Source organism: Streptomyces sp. C36 (genome assembly GCF_040932295.1).
Classification (GTDB): Bacteria; Actinomycetota; Actinomycetes; order Streptomycetales; family Streptomycetaceae; genus Streptomyces; species Streptomyces triculaminicus.
In genome coordinates this window covers 11,764-29,570 of sequence record NZ_JBFQGI010000012.1, presented here as the reverse complement: position 1 = coordinate 29,570, position 17,807 = coordinate 11,764, and the positions used below count along the sequence as shown (strand labels likewise).

The following is a 17,807-nucleotide window of genomic DNA, read 5'->3' as shown; positions in this document are numbered from 1 at the left end:
TACCACCGACCGCCCCGCGGTCAGCGCCCCCGGCCGTCGAGTGACGCCAGGTAGGCGTTGTAGGCCGCCAGCTCCTTGTCGCCGTCCCGGTCGGCGGCCCGGTCGCTGCGCTTGGCCTGCCGCTGCTCCGAGCGGTACCACTGGTAGACCAGCGCCAGCAGCACCACGACGGACGGGATCTCGCTGAAGGCCCAGGCGATGCCGCCGCCCGCCTGCTGGTCCTCCAGCGGGTCGATGCCCAGCGAGGCCGGCGGATGCATATAGGTGCCGATCATCGGCTGCGTGGCCATCATCAGTGCGATGCCGAAGAACGCGTGGAAGGGCATGCCGGCGAACAGCTCCAGCATCCGCATCACATAGCCGGGCCGGTGCGGGCCCGGGTCCACACCCATGATCGGCCAGAAGAAGACCAGGCCCACCGCCAGGAAGTGCACCATCATCCCGATGTGCCCGACCTTGGACTCCATGAGGAAGTCGAAGAGGGGGCTGAAGTACAGGGCGTACAGGCTCGCGATGAACAGCGGGATGGTGAACGCCGGGTGCGTGATCACCCGCATGTAGCGGCTGTGCAGCAGCGCCACCAGCCACTCGCGCGGGCCCTTGCGGCCGCGGCCCGCCGCCGGCAGCGCCCGCAGCGTCAGCGTCACGGGCGCGCCCAGCAGGAGCAGGATAGGGGAGAGCATGCTGATGACCATGTGCTGCACCATGTGCACGCTGAACATGACCATGCCGTAGTCGTTGAGCTTGGTGCACATCACCAGCGCCACGCTCAGCACACCGGCCACGAACGCCACCACCCGGCCCCACGGCCACGCGTCCCCGCGCCGCCGCAGCCGCACCACGCCCCAGCCGTACAGGCCCAGTCCCAGCAGGCAGCCGATCATGAAGAACGGTTCACTACTGAACTGCAGACCCCGCTCCAGCGTGAACGGCGGCATGTCCATATGCATCATGCCGTGCCCGCTGTGATCCATCCGCTCTCTCCCATTTCGCACCGATGCGCCGGGAACCAGAGTAGAGGCGCCCCGGGTCCGCCCCACGGCCGGGGGCGGACCGCGCGCGGGCTCAGAGCACGCAGTCGACCTCGGCGTAGCGCTCCGCCGGCACCGTCTTCAGGTGCTCGACCGCCTCCGCCAGCGGCACCAGCGTGATGTCCGTGCCGCGCAGCGCCGTCATCATCCCGAACGCGCCCGCGTGCGCCGCCTCCACCGCGTGCCAGCCGAAGCGGGTGGCCAGCACCCGGTCGTACGCGGTGGGCGTGCCGCCCCGCTGCACATGGCCCAGGATCACCGGCCGCGCCTCCTTGCCCAGGCGCCGCTCCAGCTCCACGGCCAGCTGGCGGGCCACTCCGGCGAACCGCTCGTGCCCGTAGACGTCCGTGCCGCCGGTCTCGAAGTCCATGGCGCCCGGGCGGGGCTTGGCGCCCTCGGCGACCACGACGATCGCGAAGCGCTTGCCCGCCGCGAAGCGCCTGCCGACCACCTCGGTCAGCTCGTCGACGGAGAAGGGACGTTCCGGCACCACGATCGCGTGGGCGCCGGCGGCCATGCCCGACTGGAGGGCGATCCAGCCGGTGTGCCGGCCCATCACCTCGACGATCAGGACGCGCTGGTGCGACTCGGCGGTGGTCTTCAGCCGGTCCAGGGCGTCGGTGGCCACCCCCACGGCGGTGTCGAAGCCGAAGGTGACGTCGGTCGAGGCGATGTCGTTGTCGATCGTCTTGGGCACGCCCACGATCGGGAGGCCGGCGTCCGACAGCAGCCGCGCCGCCTTGAGGGTGCCCTCGCCGCCGATCGGGATGACGGCGTCCAGGCCGAGCGCCGCGACGTTCTCGCGGGCCCGCTCCACACCGTCCCGCAGCTGTTCGGGCCGTACGCGCGAGGAGCCGAGGATCGTGCCGCCGGTGGCCAGGACGCCGGCCACGGCGTCCAGGTCCAGCTTGCGGTGGTCGGCCTCCAGCAGGCCGCGCCAGCCGTCGTGGAAGCCGATGACGTCGTCGCCGTGGTCGACCACCGCGCGGTGGACGACGGACCGGATGACGGCGTTGAGACCGGGGCAGTCGCCGCCGGACGTGAGAACACCGATACGCATGACAGGGGGGACCTTTGCGCTCGGGGCCGCGAGGGCCGAAAGACCGGACCGGACCCCGTCGTCCGGTGAAATCCCCGCCACCCTAACCGCCGAGGGTGACGGGGATCGCGACCGTCCGCTATGCGGGCTGTGTCGCCGCGGCGATCCGCTCGGCGCGCAGCGCCTCGTACCAGCGGTCGTCGACCGGCGGCAGGGCGTTGACGTCCAGCGCCAGCTTGATCAGCATGTCCGAGATGTGCGGGTTGCGCGCCATGACCGGACCGTGCATGTACGTGCCGAAGACGGTGTCGTTGTACGCGCCCTCGGTGCCGTCGCCCGTGCCGTTGCCGTTGCCGAAGCGCACCCGGGCGAACGGGCGGGCCGTCGGGCCGAGATGGGTGATGCCCTGGTGGTTCTCGAAGCCGGTCAGCGGCGGCAGGCCGAGCGGCTGGTCGATGTCGGCGAGGACGTCGCCGACGCAGCGCTCGCCCTCGCCACGGGTGCTGATGACGTCCAGCAGACCCAGGCCCTGCTCGCGCTGGCCCAGGTCGTTGATGAACTCGTGGCCCAGGATCTGGTAGCCGGCGCAGACCGAGAAGACGATCGCGCCGTTGGCGACGGCCCGGTTCAGGCCGCCGTCGCGGCGCAACCGCTCGGCCGCCAGCCGCTGCGGACGGTCCTCACCGCCGCCGATCAGGTAGATGTCCCCGGAGGTGGGGATCTGCTGGTCGGAGCGGACGTCGACGCGCTGGACGTCCAGGCGGCGCTGGTGGGCGCGCCGCTCGAGGACCAGGACGTTGCCCTGGTCGCCGTAGGTGCTGAGCAGGTCGGGGTAGACCCACACCACACGCAGACTGTTCTGGCTCATGCTCACAATCCTTGTCGTGCTGTCCGTGGGCCTAGTTGCCTACGCGGCGGCGGATGTCCTGGAACGCCGTGTAGTTGGCGATGACCTCGATCTTGCCGGGCGGGGCCATCTGCACGGCCTCGTCGACGGTCTCGCAGACCCGGAAGTCCACGCCCGCGACCTCGAGGCGGACCGCGAGGTCCAGCTTGCGGTCGCCGATGACCATGATCGGGTGCCCGGCGAGGCGGGTGTAGTCCACGTCCCACAGCCAGGAGGTGTCGGTGCCGTCCGCGCCGCGGGCGTTCACCGACAGGATCACCGGCGCCGGCGGCCCGTCGATCAGCGAGAACGTCTCCAGCCAGCCGGCCGGGTTCTTCGCCAGCAGCAGCCGCACCTCACGGTCGAGGAAGGTGACCACGTCGTACCGGCCGGCCACGGCCTGCACCTGGTACATCCGCTCCAGCGCCACCTGCGGCGGGACGCCGAAGGTCGCGGCCACGGCGGCCGAGGTGGTGGCGTTGGCCTTGTTGGCCCGGCCCGGCAGCTGCAGGTGGATGGGCCACGCGGAGCCGTGCGGGTCGAGGACGTAGTCGCCCGACAGCGCCCAGCTCGGGGTGGGCCGCCTGAAGCCGCACTCGCCGCAGAACCAGTCGTCGCCCGGGCGCTGCATCACACCGCCGCAGGAGGGGCACGACCAGGCGTCGTCCTTCCACTCCTGGCCGGCCGCCACCCACACCACGTTCTGCGAGGACGAGGCCGCCCACACGATCAGCGGGTCGTCCGCGTTGGCGATCACCACGGCCTTGGTGCCGGCCAGGCCCTCGCGCCACTTCTCGGCCAGCATGCGGGTCTCCGCGGCGCGGTCCAGCTGGTCGCGCGAGAGGTTCAGCAGCGCTATGGCCTTGGGCGAGGTGTCGCGTGCGACACCCGCCAGGTACTTCTCGTCCACCTCGATCACGCCGTAGCGCGCGTCCGAGCCGCCCGCCAGGGCGGAGGTGATGCCCGCGGGCATGTTCGCGCCCAGCGCGTTGGACACCACCGGGCCGCTGGCCCGCAGGGCCTCGGCGATCAGTCGCGTCGTGGTCGTCTTGCCGTTGGTGGCCGACACCAGGATCACGTCCAGGTGCGTTGCCAGCCGGGCCAGCAGGTCGGGGTCGAGCTTGAGCGCGACCTTGCCGCCGATCACCGACCCGCTGCCACGGCCCGCGGCGCGCGACACCGCCGCAGCCGCCTTGCCCGCCGTCACGGCCAGCTTGGCCCGCGGCGACAGCGGCCCCGAGTTGCCTGCCATCGTCCTAGATCCTCCATTGCTTCCGGCGCCGCCGCCTGTCTACCTGGTCAGCCGGTGGAACGCCCCCTCCGTGCCGAATCGCCGCCAGGAGGCTTCGGTCGGGGATCAGCCTATCGAGATCCGGCCGTGGGCCCGAACCCACCATCAGCTGAACGTACCCTTGGGCCATGCGAAGAGGCACGATTCCCGGCAGTTCAGGACACGTGCGGCCCATGAGGCTGCTCGGCGACCGGGGTCTTTCCGCACCCTGCGACGAGGTCACGGAGTTCGGCGCGGACCTGGCCGCGCTCGTCGAGGACATGTTCGCGACCATGTACGCGCACGGCGGGGTGGGCCTCGCCGCCAACCAGATCGGCGTGCCGCTGCGGGTCTTCGTGTACGACTGCCCGGACGACGAGGACCGGAGGCATCTGGGACACCTGGTCAATCCGCGCCTGGTGGCCGCCGACGGCGTCAGCGTCCGGGGGCCCGAGGGCTGTCTGTCCGTTCCGGGCATAGAGGCGGGCACGCCCCGCTTCGACGAGGCCGTCGTCGAGGGCTTCACCGTCCTGGGCGAGCCCGTGCGCGTGCGGGGGACGGGCTTCTTCGCCCGCTGCCTGCAGCACGAGTGCGACCACCTCGAGGGCGGCCTCTACCTCGACCACCTGACGGGGCTGCGCCGCCGGCGCGCCCTGCGGGCGGCCCGCAGGGCGCCGTGGGCGGTCGCCGGGTAACCGGGCCGCGAGCCTTCCGCGCCCCCGGACCTCCCGCGCCCCCGGACCTCCCGCGCCCCGGCCTCAGAACCCCGGTCCGCCCGGCAGGTCGCCCGAGGTCGCCAGCCGTCCCCACAGCAGGTCCGCCAGGTGGCGGACCAGCAGGCTCCGCTCGAACGGGCGCTCGCGCAGCCACCAGTCGCCGGCCGCGTGCATCATGCCGACGATGCCGTGGCCCCAGGCGCGGGCCAGCTCCTCCCCGTCCGGGCCGAGGTCGACCCGCTCGGATATGACCTGGGCCAGCTCCTCGCCCATGCGCCGCAGCAGGGGCGCGGAGTGCCGGCCCACGTCGAAGCCGTGCTCGGCGGGCGTGCCCTCGTCGGCGGGGTGCATCAGGAAGCGGTAGACCTGCGGGCGCGCCTCTATCGCCGCGAGATAGGCGTCCAGCGTCGTCTCGACCCGTCGGCGCCGCTCCGCCGGGGCGTCCAGGGCCGCGCGCAGGCCGGCCAGCAGCCCGTCGGTGTGGCGGGCGGCCAGCGCCCGGTAGAGGCCGCCCTTGTCGCCGAAGTGGCGGTAGAGGATCGGCTTGGTGATCCCCGCCTCGGCGGCGATCGCGTTCATCGACGCTCCCGGCCCGTCCCGCAGCACCACGCGGTCCGCGGCCTCCAGCAGCTCCCTGCGCCGCTGTTCCGCCGCCCGCTGCTGCTCGTCCCGCTGACTGGTCTCCATCAGGCGTGCCTCCCCCTTCAGTGATCTCAAAATGCCTGCGCAAAGTAACACTCGCTCCACGGAGCGGATTCGCAGGCCGGGGGAGTTGACTTTACTACTGGCGAGTAACAGACTCATGTTACCGCAGGTAATGAGCGCTGGGAGGGGCACCCATGGGGGAGTTCGCGCTGGAGCTGAACGACGACCAGAAGACCGTGCGCGACTGGATCCACGGCTTCGCCGCCGACGTGATGCGCCCCGCCGCCGCCGAGTGGGACGAACGCGAGGAGTTCCCCTGGCCCGTGGTGCGCGAGGCCGCCCGGATCGGGCTGTACTCCCTCGACTTCTACGCCCAGCAGTTCCTCGACCCCACGGGCCTGGGGGTGCCGCTCACCCTGGAGGAGCTCTTCTGGGGCGACGCGGGCCTCGGCCTGGCGATCGCCGGCACCGGCCTCGCCGCGATCAGCGTCTTCACCAACGGCACCGACGAGCAGATCGGCACCTGGGTGCCCGAGATGTACGGCGACGCCAGTAATGTGCGCATCGGTGCGTTCTGCTCCTCCGAGCCCGACGCCGGCTCCGACGTCGCCGCGATGCGCACCCGTGCCGTGTACGACGAGGCGAAGGACGAGTGGGTCCTCAACGGCGTCAAGACCTGGGCCACCAACGGCGGGATCGCCGACGTCCATGTCGTCGTCGCCGTCGTCGACCCCGCCCTCGGCGCCCGCGGCCACGCCTCCTTCGTCGTCCCGCCGGGCACCCCCGGGCTCGAGCAGGGCCAGAAGTTCAAGAAGCACGGCATCCGCGCCTCCCACACCGCGGAGGTCGTCCTGCGGGACGTCCGCGTCCCCGGCCACTGCCTGCTCGGCGGCAAGGAGAAGCTCGACGAGCGCCTGGCCCGCGCCCGGGAGCGGGCCGCCGGCGGCGGCGAGCGGGGCGGCAACGCCGCCATGGCCACCTTCGAGGCGTCCCGCCCGGCGGTGGGCGCCCAGGCCGTCGGCATCGCCCGCGCCGCGTACGAGGTCGCCCTGGACTACGCCAGGACCCGTGTGCAGTTCGGTCGCCCGATCATCGACAACCAGGGCGTCGCCTTCCAGCTCGCCGACATGCGCACCCGCATCGACGCCGCCCGCCTGCTGGTCTGGCGCGCCTCGTGGATGGCGAGCGCGGGCCGGCCCTTCACGGCGGCGGAGGGGTCGATGTCCAAGCTCTTCGCGGGCGAGACGGCCAAGAAGGTCACCGCCCAGGCCATGCAGATCCTCGGCGGCAACGGCTACACCCGCGAGTACCCGGTGGAGCGGATGCACAGGGACGCCGCCATTTATACGATCTTCGAAGGCACGAGCGAGATCCAGCGGCTGGTCATCGCCCGGACGCTGTCGGGGATGCCGATCCGCTAGCGGCGGCGGCGCCGTCAGGACCAGACGCCGGGTCCGCCCCCGAGCCACTCGATCACGTGCGGGTCGTCGAGCCGGATGTTTTCCGTGTCCACCCCGGCGCGGCGCAGGAACTCGATGACGTCGACGATCCCGTAGGCCCTGCCGAGCGTCACGGCCCCGTCCGTCACCCACCGGCAGCCCGCGGGCGTCGGCGGGTGGACCACTATCCGCGCGGACATACCTCCAGCCTGCGCCGGGGTGGGCGCCGACGCATCCGAGAGCGCCCGGGGCACGGTGTCCCCCGAGGAGGGGCGTTTCAGTAAGGCCGGATTCGCCCCGCTGTGGGGGGCGGGGGCTGCCACGGTTTGATCACTCAACTGTCACAGGAGTCCCACAGGACGCTTTTCCGGCCGGTCCGGCCCGGCGGCGCGGGTAAGAATGTGCACGTCAAACAAGCACCAGCACGGGGGATTCACCATCATGCGTCGTCAGCTCAGCACCGCCGCGATCGTCATCGCTCTCGCGGCCACCGCCACCGCCTGCAACAGCGACGGTGTCGACGCCAAGCCGGACAGCAACGCGAGCGCGGCACAGAGCCAGGCGCCCAAGGACCCGGCGCCGGGCGCCGACAAGGGTGGCGACAAGGGCGGCGACAAGGGCGGCCAGGGCGGCGACCTGGCCGTCGGCGGCACCGCCAAGGTCAAGGCCAAGAACGGCGCCGAGATCTCGGTCACCCTGAAGAACTGGACCGACCCGGCCAAGAGCAACAACAAGTACATGATGCCGAAGCCGGGCAAGCGCTGGGTCGCCGCCCAGTTCGAGATCGTCAACACCGGTCAGGCGGTGTACGACGACAGCCCGGCCAACGGCGTGAAGGTCGTCGACGACCAGGGGCAGTCCTTCACCCACTCCATCGGCGAGAGCACCGCCGGCCCCAACATGCCGGCCACCGTCAAGCTCAAGGCCGGCGAGAAGGCCCTCGGGTACGTCATCGTCTCCGTGCCCGAGAACGGCAAGCCCAAGTCCGTGACGTTCACGCCGGACTCCGGGTTCGCCCAGGACACCGGCAAGTGGGCCGTCGGCAAGTGACGCACGGCCGTCCGGCCGGGCGGCGGGCGGGCTGACCGCCCGCGGCGCGACGGACGGCACGGCGACAGCACGATCACGGCCGCCTCGGCGGTCTCAGGCGGCGAGACCCCGGGGGTCGAGCCGCCTGACGTCGTAGCGGCTGTGGAGCTCGCCGCGCACCGCCGCCGCGGCGTGACCGGTGCCGACGGGCACGTCGACGATCGTCCAGCCGGCGGGCCAGGCGGGGGTGCCGGGGCCGCCGTTGCCGAGGTAGTCGAGGTCGGGGGAGCGGCCGAGGCCGGTGCCCAGGCCCTTGAGGTAGGCCTCCTTGCGCACCCACAGCCGGGTGAAGACCGCCGGGCGGCGGACCGCGGGCGCGGCCAGGATCTCCCGGCGTTCGGCGGGGTGCAGGGCCGCCGACACCTCGCCGACGGTGTGCGCGGCCGGGACCTGCTCGGTGTCCACGCCGACCGGGGCGGCGGCGACGCCGATCAGGGTGAGATCGCCGCCGTGCGACAGGGAGAAGTGCGGGGCGCCGGCGGCGGCGACGGCCGGCCTGCCGTGCGGTTCGCCGCAGCCGGGGCAGGGCTCCCGGGTGAACTCCACCTCTCCCGCGGGTACGTTCAGATAGGCGCCCATGAGCCTGCGCAGCATCAGGTGGGCGATCACGTACCGGGCGCGGTCGAGGGGGCGGACGAACGCCTTCGCCCGCCGGCGCTCCTCCCCGTCCAGCGGCGACGGGTCGAGGACCGCGGAGGACAGCCACGGGTCGGGGGCGTGCAACAGCCAGAGATCGAGGGCGCCTTCGGCCGGCCGGTCCTGGCCGGCCGGCCAGGGGACGTCGACGGCCCGGTCAGGGCGGGTGGCGGAGTGGTCCAGGTGTAGCCGCACAGGTCGCTCCGGTCTTTCGGTTCGCTCCGGTCCTTTGGTGACGAGCGCCGCAGCGTACAGGAGTCATATGTCTGTCAGATATCAGGACCGCATGGGACATTCATTTTCGGGCTCCATATGTAAAGAACCGTAAGTGCGTTGACATCGGCGATCAGATGGGTACGGACGGTGAGGAGACGGCGACACCGTGTCCCACGTCGCCCATCGCACCGCAGCATTCTGGCTCAAAGGTGATGGGTCGCCACAAGGTGTGCTGTTACCGTCGTTTCCGATCTTGACCGTCCAAGTCGGCGCCCGCTGCCGCGCCCTGGACGGCGATCACCAGAGGTCGAATGGGGGCTTCACGAAAGAGGGAACGCCTTGGCGGTCAGCTTCCACACCCATCCAGGCGGTCCCCGGCACCTCACCGGACGCACCGCCGAACTCCACGCCCTGACCACCCTCGCCGCCCACGCCCGCGCCGGAACCGCACGGGCGGTCCTCGTCCGCGGCCCCGCCGGCATCGGCAGGACCAGCCTCCTGACCGCCGCCGCCGACCACCTGCGCTCCGAGGGCGTCGCCGTCCGCCGGCACACCGCCCCCCGCGTCACCGACGACCACGCCCCCCGCGCCGCCGCCGCGCCGCCCCGCGACCCCTACGCCGCCCACCGGCGGCTCTACGGCCACGTCAGCGCCCTCATGGCCGACGGACCCCTCGCCTTCGTCCTCGACGACGCCCAGTGGTGCGCCGAAGCGACCCTGCGGCGCCTCGACTTCGTCCTGCGCAGGGCCGCCGCCCGGCCGCTGTTCCTGCTGCTGTCCCAGCGCACCGACTGCGGCGGACCCGGCGCGGGCGTCCTCGCCGAGATGCTCGGCCAGGGCCGCTGCACCCTGATGGAACTCGGCCCCCTCGACGACGCCGCGACCGCCCGCCTGGTGACGTACGCCCTCGGCGAGCACCCCGACGACCGCTTCGTCCGCCGCTGCGCCGACGTCACCGGCGGCAACCCGCAACTGCTCCACCGGCTGCTCGCCTCGCTGCGCGGGAGCGGCGTCCGCCCCGACGCCGCCGGCGCCCACCACGTGGCCGCCGCCGCGGAAGGCGCCGTCGCCTCCTCGGTCCCCGACCGCCTGGCCGGCCGGCCCCGCCACGTGCGGCAGATCGCCCGCGCCCTGGCCGTCCTCGGCCGGGCCGACCCCGACCTGCTGTCCGTGCTCTGCGAAGTGAGCGGGCACCGGACCCGGGCCGCTCTGGAGACCCTGCGCCGCGCCGAGGTCGTCACCCCCGGCGAAGCGGGCGCGCCCGGCGTCATGCCCGCCCCCGTACGCGCCGCCGTCCTCGCCGACCTGCCCCCCGCCGAGCTGCGCCACCTGCGCGTACGGGCCGCGAGGCTGCTCAACGACGCCGGCCGGCCCGCCGCCGAGGTCGCCGACCAACTGGTGCCGCTCGAACGCCTCGACGAGCCCTGGATGCTCCCCGTCCTGCGCGAGGCCGCCGCCGGGGCCCGCTGGCGCGGCACCACCGAGGCCGCCGTCCGCTACCTGCGGCGCGCCCTGGACGCCGGCCCCGACGACGCCCAGCGCCGCGAGATACGCCTCGAACTCGCCCGCGCGGCCGCCCCCCTCTCCCCGGCTACCGCTCTGCGTCACCTGCGCCAGGCCCTCGCAGCCGCCACCTGCCCCCGCGAACGGGCGCCCATCGCCGTGGAGTACGGCATGGCCGCCCTCGGCACGCCCGGCGCCCCCGACGCCGTCCGGGCGCTGGCACACGTCCACGACGAGCTGCCCGGCGACAGCGACCGCACCCCCGCCGGACGGGAGCTGCGCACCTCCGTACGGGCCGCCCTGCTGGTCACCGCCGTCAACGACAAGGCCGCCATGGCCGGCGTCCGCGAACGGGCCGCGGCCTGGCCCGTCCCCGACGGCGACACCCCCGCCGAACGCCGGCTGCTGTCCGTCCTGAGCGCCTTCGCCGCCCTCGAGGGAGGCCCGGCCGTCCGGGCGGCCGAGCTCGCCCGGCGGGCCCTTCGGGTGGAGGAGGCCGCGCCCGCCGGCTGGTGGGTGTTCGGCTCCTCCCTGGTCCTCGGCCTCGCCGACGAGGTGGACGAGGCCCTCGCCGGGCTGGAGCGCTCGCTGCGCGACACCCGGGCCCGCCACGAGCCGTGGATGCACGTCTCCGCCCTGGCCGGACGCTCCCTGACCCTGCACGACACCGGCGACGTCGACGCCGCCGTCCGCGACGCGCGGGCCGCCGTCGACGCCGCCGCCCGCAGCGAACGCACCGCCGGCTCGGCCATGCCGCACATCGCCCTGGGCACGGCCCTGCTCACCCAGGGCCGGACCGAGGAGGCCGCGGCCGCCCTCGCGCGCATCGTCCCCCGGGACACCGAACGGCACATCTGGGAATGGCACCACTACCTCTACGCCCAGGGCCGCGTCCGCCGCGAACTCGGCGACCACGAGGGCGCCCTGGAGCTGTGGCTGCGCTGCGGACGGAGCCTGGACGAGGCCCGCGTGGCCAACCCCGTGCTCGCTCCCTGGTGGCTGCCGGCCGCCGCCACCCTCGCCCGCCTGGGCCGGGCCGGCGAGGCCCGCGACATCGTGGAGCGCGTGACACCGAGCCTGCGCCGCTGGGGCACCCCGCGCGCCCTGGGCACCGGCCTGATGGCCGCTGCCGCGGCCGCCACGGGCCGGGCCCGGCTGGACCTGCTCGCCGAGGCCGCCGGCATCCTCGCCCGGTCACCCGCCCGCCTCGAACACACCAAGGCCGCCTATCTGCTGGGCCGGTGCCTGCTCGCCCACGGCGACGCCCGGGCCGCCCGCCGCCACCTGCGCCAGGCCATCGAAGTGGCCACCCGCTGCGGCTACCAGGCCCTGGGCGCCGCCGCCCGCGCCGCGCTGGTCACCGCCGGCGGCCGGATGCCCCAGCTCGCCGCCAGCCCGCTCGAGACCCTCACCGGCAGCGAGCGCCGCATCGCCGCGCTCGCCCAGGGCGGAGTGACCAACAAGGCGATCGCCGAGGCGCTCTTCATCACCCCCCGCACGGTGGAGATGCACCTGACCAACGTCTACCGCAAGCTCGCCGTGCGCGGCCGCACCGACCTGCCCGGCGGCCTCGGCGGATACGGACCGCCCCTTCCCGTGTGACCGGGACGTATTCCCGTGTGACCGGGACGTACGCTCCGGCTCCCGTCCCGGCCGCCGCACCGGCGGCGCACAGCCACGAGGAGAGACAAGGTGCAGTCGCAAGTGACGGACGAGCGGCAGCCGCGCCGGCCCCCCGCCCAGGCCACCGCCGCACCGCCGCTCGCCGGTCGGATGCCCGAACAGCGGTTGCTGGCCGGGCTGGTGGAGAACCTGCGGGCCGGGCGCCCGGCACTGGCCGAGATCCGCGGCCTGCCCGGTACGGGCCGCAGCGCCCTGCTCGAATGGGCCGCCCACCACGCCCGCGAGGCCGGCGTCCACGTCGAGGCGGCCCAGGCGTCGTGGGAGGAGACGGAACAGCGCTACGGCGTCGTCGCCCAACTACGGGCCGCGTTCGCACCGCCCGCCGCCGCGGACCCCGCCCGGCCGCCCGCCACCGCCACGGCCGACCGCACCGCCGACCTGTGCCGGGCCGCCCGCGCCGCCGCCCGCGCCCATCCGCTGCTGATCGTCGTCGACGACGTCCAGTGGACCGACCCGTGCTCGCTGCGCTGGCTGCGGGCCCAGGCCCGCAGACTCGCCGGCGTCCCCCTGATGCTGCTGACCGCCCGCACCGGAACCGGCCCCACCACCCCCGAGGAGCGCCTCGAACCCGGCTCCCTGGACGACGAACGGGCCGTCGCCCACCACACCCTCACCCTCGGCCCCCTCACCCCGGCCGACGTCGGCGACCTGCTGGCCGCCGCCTTCGGAACGCCGGCCGACCCGGCGTTCCGGGACGCGGCCGCCCGGAGCACCGACGGCAATCCCGCCGTCCTCCGGGCGACGGCCGCCCGCCTGGCCCGCCACGGCCGGCAACCCCGCGCCGAACACCTGCCGCACCTGGCCGAATGCGCCGCCGAGGCCGTCCGCGACCGCGCGGCGCGCACCCTGGCGGCGCTGCCCGGAGACCTGCGGTCCGTACTGCGGGCCGTCGCCGTGTGCGCTCCGCACACCGGCCCCGGGACGATCGCCGCGCTGACCGGCCCCACGGCCACCGGCACCCGGCGCGCCCTGGAACTGCTCGCCGGCACCGGACTGCTGACCGGCGGCGACCACCCGGCGTTCCGCGAGCCGGCGGCGGCCCGGGCCGTGCTCGCCGGCATGAACGCCCACGACCGAGAGGAGTTGTACGCCCGCGCGGCCGAACACGCCCACCACACCGCCGTCCCCGACGGCGCCCTGGCCTCCATGCTCACCGGCGCCCGCGTCCTCGGCGCCCCCTGGGCCGTCGACGTCCTGCGCCGTGAGGCCGCGCGCCACCGCGCCGCCGGCCGCCCGGGGGAGGCCGCCCGCCTGCTCCGGCGCGCGCTGCGCGAACCCATGGCCCCCCACCTGAGAGTGCGCACCCTGACCGAACTGAGCGCGGCCGTCCTGCCCCTGGAGCCCGACACCGCCGACCGGCACCTGCGCCAGGCCCTGCGCTCGCCCGCCGACGCCGATGCCGGACCGTCCTGGATCCGGGCCGCCGACCTGCTCGTGGCCCGTGGCGACGTGGCCCGGGCACAGCCGCTCATCGCCCGGGCCCTGGCCGGCGACCGGGTACGCCCCGCCGAGCGCTCGGCGCTGCGGGCGCTGTACTGGCTCGCCGCCCACAGCCGGCGGGAGACCTCCCAGGCCCTGGACCGGCCCCCCGTACCGGCTCTCCCCGAGCACCCCGACGACCCCGCCGAGGCGGCCGTGGCCGCCTGGCGCCAGGCCCTGCTCGGCCAGGACATCGGCCGGGCCCGGCGCCTCGCCCGGGCCGCCCTGGCCCCCCGGCACGGGCACCCCGCCCCGCTGAGCCCCCAGGTCGCCGCCTGCCACACCCTCGTCCTCACCGGCGACTTCACCGAGGCACACGCAGGACTCGACGCGGTGCTGCTGCGCGCCGAGCACGCCGACGCGCGGGCCGTGGCCGGCTCCGCCGGGCTCGTCAGAGCCATGGCCCTGCTGCACGAAGGACGACCCCGCGATGCCTCCACCGCCCTGGACCGCGCCCAGGAGGTCATGCCCCCGCACTGCTGGCACCCCCTCATGAGCCCCGCGGTCGTCGCCCTGAAGGCCCTGATCCACCTCGAGCTCGGCGACACCGCCGGAGCCGGACGCTCCCTCGGACTCGCCCGCGACGACGACGGCGACGCCGGTGACGCCGGGGGAGGCCTCGGGTGGGCCTGCCTGCTCTACGCCCGCGGCCGCACCCACCTGGCCGGCGGACAGCGGGACGCCGCGCTCGCCGACCTGCTGGAATGCGGCCGCCTGCTGCTCTCCCAGCAGGCCGCCAACCCCGCCCTGCTGCCCTGGCGTTCGGCCGTGGCGCGCGCCCGGGGCCTGGACCCGCACGACCGCGACGCCGCCGCCCTGCTGGCCGAGGAACGCCGGCTCGCCCTGACCTGGGGCGCGCCCGGACCGGTCGCCAGGGCGCTGTACGCCACCGGCGGCCTGGCCCTGCCCGAGCCCGTACGGCCCGGCTCCGCCGTCCCCGCCGACTGGCGGTTCCGGCAGGCGCTGAGCGCCCTGGCGACGGCACGCCTCGCCGGCCCGGACGCCGTCGCCCCGCCGCCCGGCGGCACGTCCGTACCCCCGCCGCCCGCCGTGCCCGCGCCGCGCGCGGCACCGGCACGGCCACCGGCACCCGAGCGCGTCGCCGCGCCCCCTCCCACGCGCCCCCGTGCCGCGCGCGAGGGACTGACCGGCGCCGAGGCGCGCGTCGCGGCCCTCGCCGCGTGCGGCCACCCCAACCGGGCCATCGCCGCCGGGCTGTCGGTGACCCCCCGCACCGTCGAACTGCATCTGACCAGGGCCTACCGCAAGTTGGGCATCCACGGACGCCCGGAGCTCGCCGAGGCGCTGGAGCGCCTGGGGAAGGACACGCCATGACACCCCTGCTCGACCGGCGCCGCGAGCTGGAGCTGATCACCACGGCACTGCGGACGGCCGCCACCGCCGGGAGCGGCTCACTGATCGTCGTCACCGGCGGCATCGGCACCGGCAAGACCGCCCTGCTGCGGGCCCTGCCCGCCCTCGCCGAACGGCACGGCACCCGCACCCTGACCGCCGGCGGCGCACCCCTCGAACGGGACCTCCCCTACGGCCTGGCCGGCCAGCTCCTCGAACCCCTGCGCCCCGGCGCCGCCCTCGAACCGCCCGGCCCCGACCCCTACGGCGAGCTCCTCGCCCCCGTCGCCGAGCACAGCGCCCGCGAGCCGCTGCTGCTGCTCGTCGACGACCTCCACTGGGCCGACCCGCCCTCCCTGCGCTGGCTCGGCCGCCTCGCCCGACGGCTCCCGGACTGGCCCGTCACCCTCGTCGCCGCCCTCCGCGAGGGCGACCCCGGCGCCGAGGAGCCGCGCGTGCAGGACATCACCGACCGCGCCGCGCACGTCCTGCGCCCCGGCCCGCTCACCCAGGCCGGCACCGCCGCGCTCGTCGCCGCCGCCCTCGGCCGCCCGGCCGACCCCGCCTACGTGACAGCCTGCCGCGAGGCCACGGGCGGCAACCCGATGTTCCTGACCGCCACCCTGGCCGCCCTCTCCGCTCTCCCCGGCGCCGGCCACGGCCACGGCGACCTCGGCCCCGCCGCCGAACGCGCCCGCACCGTCCGCGAACTCCGCCTGCCCGCCCTGCGCGAACGCCTCGCCGTGGCGCTGCGCTCCCAGCCCGGGCCCGTACGCGAACTCGCCAAGGCCCTCGCCGTGCTCGGCGACGGCACCGACGCCGAGCTCGTCGGCCGCCTCGCCGGCCTCGACACCACCGGCCAGGAGGAAGCCGCCCGCGGGCTGCGCCGGCTGGGCCTGCTCGCCGAAGGGCCCGAGCCGCGCTTCGTCCACCACGCCGTGCGCGACGCCGTGGAGGACTCGATGACGCCCGCCGAACACGAGCACGTCCACGTCCTCGCCGCACTGCTGCTGCACCGCGGCGGACACCCGGCCGAACAGGCCGCGGCCCAGCTCCTGGCCGCACCCTCCTGCCAGGACGGCTGGACCGTGGAGGCGCTGCGGGCCGCCGCCGAGGCCGCGGAACGGCGCGGCGCGCACCAGGACGCCGCCCGCTACCTGCGCCGGGCCCTCCTCGGCGCCTCGCCCTCCGGCCCCGACCGGGCGGCGCTCCTGGCCGACCTGGCCACCGTCGAGCGCGCCTTCGACCCCCTGGCCGCGGTCCGGCACATCTCCCAGGCGCTGCTGCTGCTCCCCTCGGCGGCCCAGCGCGCCGAGGCGGCCGTCCGCATCCCGCCCTCCCTGCTCGGCGGCGGCCCGCCACCCGTCGTCGAAGCCGTCGGCAAGCTCGCCTGCGAGCTCGGCGAACCCGGCCGGCTCACCGGCGACGAGCGGGAACTGGCCCTCGGGCTCGAGGCACGGCTGCGCCACGCCGCCGTGACCGGGCCGGGCGGGCTGCCCCTGTGCGCCGCGCGGCTGCGCGAGCTGGGCCCCGTGCCCGCGCTGGGCACCGCCGCCGAACGCGAGCTGGTCACCGTCCTGCTGCACGGCGCCACCATGTCCCAGTCCCTGTCGGCCGCCGAGGTCGCGCCGCTGGCCGGCCGCGTCCTGCAGCACGAACCCGCCTCCCCGGACCACGTCCACACCGCCCTGCCCCTGCTGGTCCACGTGCTGATCGCCACCGACTCCCTCGAGGCGATCGGCCCCTGGCTGCGGACCGCGAGCGAGCGGGCCCGGGCCCGCCGGGCCACCGTCCCGCAGGCGCTCATCGCCATCGAACACACCCATGTCCTGGTCGCCCAGGGCCGCCTGGCCGACGCCCGGGCCGGCGCCGACGAGGCCCTGGCGCTGGGCGTGGCCGACTGGGCGACCCTGCAGTCGATGACGGCCATCGTCCTGGTCGCCCTCGAGACCCGCGACGCGGAACTCGCCCGGCGCCTGCTGTCCTACCGCCCCGAGGGCGCCGACCACGGATACCGCCCCTCCTCGCTCCAGCTCATCCGCGGCTCCTGCGCCGCCCGGCGCGGCGACCTGCCCACCGCCCTGGAGTACTTCCTGGACTGGGGCCGCTCCGCCGAACGGGCCGACTGGCGCAACCCCGCCGTCTTCCCCTGGCGCGCCTGGGCCGCCGGGCTGCACTACCGGCTGGGCGAGGCCGGCCGGGCCCACGACCTCATCGACGAGGAGTACGCGCGGGCCACCGCGTGGGGCGCCCCCGTCGCCATCGGCCGCGCCCAGCGCGTCAAGGGCGCCCTGACGGCGGGGGAGAAGGGCGTCGCGCTGCTGCGGGAGTCCGCCGCGACGCTCGAGGGCGCGGTCAACGGCATGGAGCGGGCCCGCACCGCCCTGCTGCTCGGCCGCCGGCTGCTGCGCGCCGGGCGCGCCGAGGCCGAGACCTGGCTGCGCCTGGCCCGTGACCAGGCGCTGGTGTGCGGGGCGCCCTGGCTCGCCGAGGGCGCGGGCCGGGACCTGCGCACCCTCGCCGGCTCGCGCACGCGACAGACCGTCGCCGCCCTCACCCGCGCCGAACGCCGGGTCGCCCAGCTCGCCGCCCGGGGCGCGTCGAACAGGGAGATAGCCGAACAACTCGAGGTCAGCTCACGGGCGGTGGAGAAACACCTCACCCACGCCTACCGCAAGCTGAACCTGGCCGGCCGGACCCAACTCGCCGACGTGCCCGACCTGCTGGCGGAACCGGGCACAGCCGTTCCGCCGGGCACGTACCGAACCGCCGCGGGGGACCGTACCGAACCGAAACACCGCGGTACCTGAGGTAACCGAACC

At 75.1% G+C, this 17,807-nt stretch carries 13 protein-coding genes; 6 read left to right on the top strand and 7 right to left on the bottom strand.

Features of this window, described 5'->3' with window-relative positions:
- Positions 1-20: 20 nt before the first annotated feature.
- The 4 genes from AB4K12_RS29130 to AB4K12_RS29115 form a co-directional block, all read right to left on the bottom strand.
- Positions 21-974 (bottom strand): cytochrome c oxidase assembly protein, encoded by a 954-nt coding sequence (locus AB4K12_RS29130; RefSeq protein ID WP_362254727.1) that lies wholly within the window; start codon positions 972-974, stop codon positions 21-23.
- Between the two features lie 91 nt (positions 975-1,065).
- Complete coding sequence (locus AB4K12_RS29125; RefSeq protein ID WP_368437580.1) at positions 1,066-2,091, bottom strand: 6-phosphofructokinase; 1,026 nt, start codon at positions 2,089-2,091, stop codon at positions 1,066-1,068.
- 118 nt (positions 2,092-2,209) lie between these two features.
- Positions 2,210-2,938, bottom strand: a complete 729-nt coding sequence (locus tag AB4K12_RS29120; RefSeq protein ID WP_086570124.1) for a type 1 glutamine amidotransferase — start codon at positions 2,936-2,938, stop codon at positions 2,210-2,212.
- A 31-nt stretch (positions 2,939-2,969) separates the two neighbouring features.
- Positions 2,970-4,208 (bottom strand): MurT ligase domain-containing protein, encoded by a 1,239-nt coding sequence (locus tag AB4K12_RS29115; protein WP_362254722.1) that lies wholly within the window; start codon positions 4,206-4,208, stop codon positions 2,970-2,972.
- A 167-nt stretch (positions 4,209-4,375) separates the two neighbouring features.
- Here AB4K12_RS29115 and def point away from each other — a divergent pair, with 167 nt between their 5' ends.
- Complete coding sequence (gene def, locus AB4K12_RS29110; protein WP_368437577.1) at positions 4,376-4,921, top strand: peptide deformylase; 546 nt, start codon at positions 4,376-4,378, stop codon at positions 4,919-4,921.
- Between the two features lie 63 nt (positions 4,922-4,984).
- Here the strand turns inward: def and AB4K12_RS29105 are convergent, their stop codons facing one another.
- On the bottom strand, positions 4,985-5,629 hold the full coding sequence (locus AB4K12_RS29105; RefSeq protein ID WP_368437575.1) for a TetR family transcriptional regulator: 645 nt from the start codon (positions 5,627-5,629) through the stop codon (positions 4,985-4,987).
- Between the two features lie 152 nt (positions 5,630-5,781).
- Here AB4K12_RS29105 and AB4K12_RS29100 point away from each other — a divergent pair, with 152 nt between their 5' ends.
- Entirely contained in the window at positions 5,782-7,008 is a 1,227-nt protein-coding gene (locus AB4K12_RS29100) for an acyl-CoA dehydrogenase family protein (protein WP_368437573.1), read from the top strand.
- 14 nt (positions 7,009-7,022) lie between these two features.
- Here AB4K12_RS29100 and AB4K12_RS29095 read toward each other — a convergent pair whose 3' ends face one another.
- Positions 7,023-7,226 carry a hypothetical protein gene (locus tag AB4K12_RS29095; protein ID WP_086570135.1) on the bottom strand — a complete coding sequence of 68 codons (204 nt, stop codon included), beginning with the start codon at positions 7,224-7,226 and terminating at the stop codon, positions 7,023-7,025.
- A gap of 241 nt (positions 7,227-7,467) precedes the next feature.
- On the opposite strand from AB4K12_RS29095, the gene AB4K12_RS29090 reads away from it, so the two are divergent.
- Positions 7,468-8,076 carry a DUF4352 domain-containing protein gene (locus AB4K12_RS29090; protein ID WP_368437571.1) on the top strand — a complete coding sequence of 203 codons (609 nt, stop codon included), beginning with the start codon at positions 7,468-7,470 and terminating at the stop codon, positions 8,074-8,076.
- Positions 8,077-8,169: 93 nt separating this feature from the next.
- Here the strand turns inward: AB4K12_RS29090 and AB4K12_RS29085 are convergent, their stop codons facing one another.
- Positions 8,170-8,946 (bottom strand): 4'-phosphopantetheinyl transferase superfamily protein, encoded by a 777-nt coding sequence (locus AB4K12_RS29085; protein WP_368437569.1) that lies wholly within the window; start codon positions 8,944-8,946, stop codon positions 8,170-8,172.
- A gap of 360 nt (positions 8,947-9,306) precedes the next feature.
- On the opposite strand from AB4K12_RS29085, the gene AB4K12_RS29080 reads away from it, so the two are divergent.
- The 3 genes from AB4K12_RS29080 (at position 9,307) to AB4K12_RS29070 (ending at position 17,795) form a co-directional block, all read left to right on the top strand.
- The gene (locus AB4K12_RS29080) at positions 9,307-12,072 is read left to right on the top strand and encodes an AAA family ATPase (RefSeq protein ID WP_368437567.1); all 2,766 of its coding nucleotides are present in this window, start codon (positions 9,307-9,309) and stop codon (positions 12,070-12,072) included.
- Between the two features lie 90 nt (positions 12,073-12,162).
- On the top strand, positions 12,163-14,967 hold the full coding sequence (locus tag AB4K12_RS29075) for an AAA family ATPase (protein WP_368437565.1): 2,805 nt from the start codon (positions 12,163-12,165) through the stop codon (positions 14,965-14,967).
- Positions 14,964-17,795, top strand: coding sequence for an AAA family ATPase (locus AB4K12_RS29070; protein ID WP_368437563.1), 2,832 nt, complete (start codon positions 14,964-14,966; stop codon positions 17,793-17,795). Before AB4K12_RS29075 ends, AB4K12_RS29070 begins: the two co-directional genes overlap by 4 nt.
- Positions 17,796-17,807: the final 12 nt, after the last annotated feature.

Excerpts from the sequence above, each read along its gene's own strand:
- AB4K12_RS29130 (WP_362254727.1), bottom strand. The coding sequence starts at position 974 with ATGGATCACAGCGGGCACGGCATGATGCATATGGACATGCCGCCGTTC.
- AB4K12_RS29125 (WP_368437580.1), bottom strand. The coding sequence starts at position 2,091 with ATGCGTATCGGTGTTCTCACGTCCGGCGGCGACTGCCCCGGTCTCAAC.
- AB4K12_RS29120 (WP_086570124.1), bottom strand. The coding sequence starts at position 2,938 with ATGAGCCAGAACAGTCTGCGTGTGGTGTGGGTCTACCCCGACCTGCTC.
- AB4K12_RS29115 (WP_362254722.1), bottom strand. The coding sequence starts at position 4,208 with ATGGCAGGCAACTCGGGGCCGCTGTCGCCGCGGGCCAAGCTGGCCGTG.
- def (WP_368437577.1), top strand. The coding sequence starts at position 4,376 with ATGCGAAGAGGCACGATTCCCGGCAGTTCAGGACACGTGCGGCCCATG.
- AB4K12_RS29105 (WP_368437575.1), bottom strand. The coding sequence starts at position 5,629 with ATGGAGACCAGTCAGCGGGACGAGCAGCAGCGGGCGGCGGAACAGCGG.
- AB4K12_RS29100 (WP_368437573.1), top strand. The coding sequence starts at position 5,782 with ATGGGGGAGTTCGCGCTGGAGCTGAACGACGACCAGAAGACCGTGCGC.
- AB4K12_RS29095 (WP_086570135.1), bottom strand. The coding sequence starts at position 7,226 with ATGTCCGCGCGGATAGTGGTCCACCCGCCGACGCCCGCGGGCTGCCGG.
- AB4K12_RS29090 (WP_368437571.1), top strand. The coding sequence starts at position 7,468 with ATGCGTCGTCAGCTCAGCACCGCCGCGATCGTCATCGCTCTCGCGGCC.
- AB4K12_RS29070 (WP_368437563.1), top strand. The coding sequence starts at position 14,964 with ATGACACCCCTGCTCGACCGGCGCCGCGAGCTGGAGCTGATCACCACG.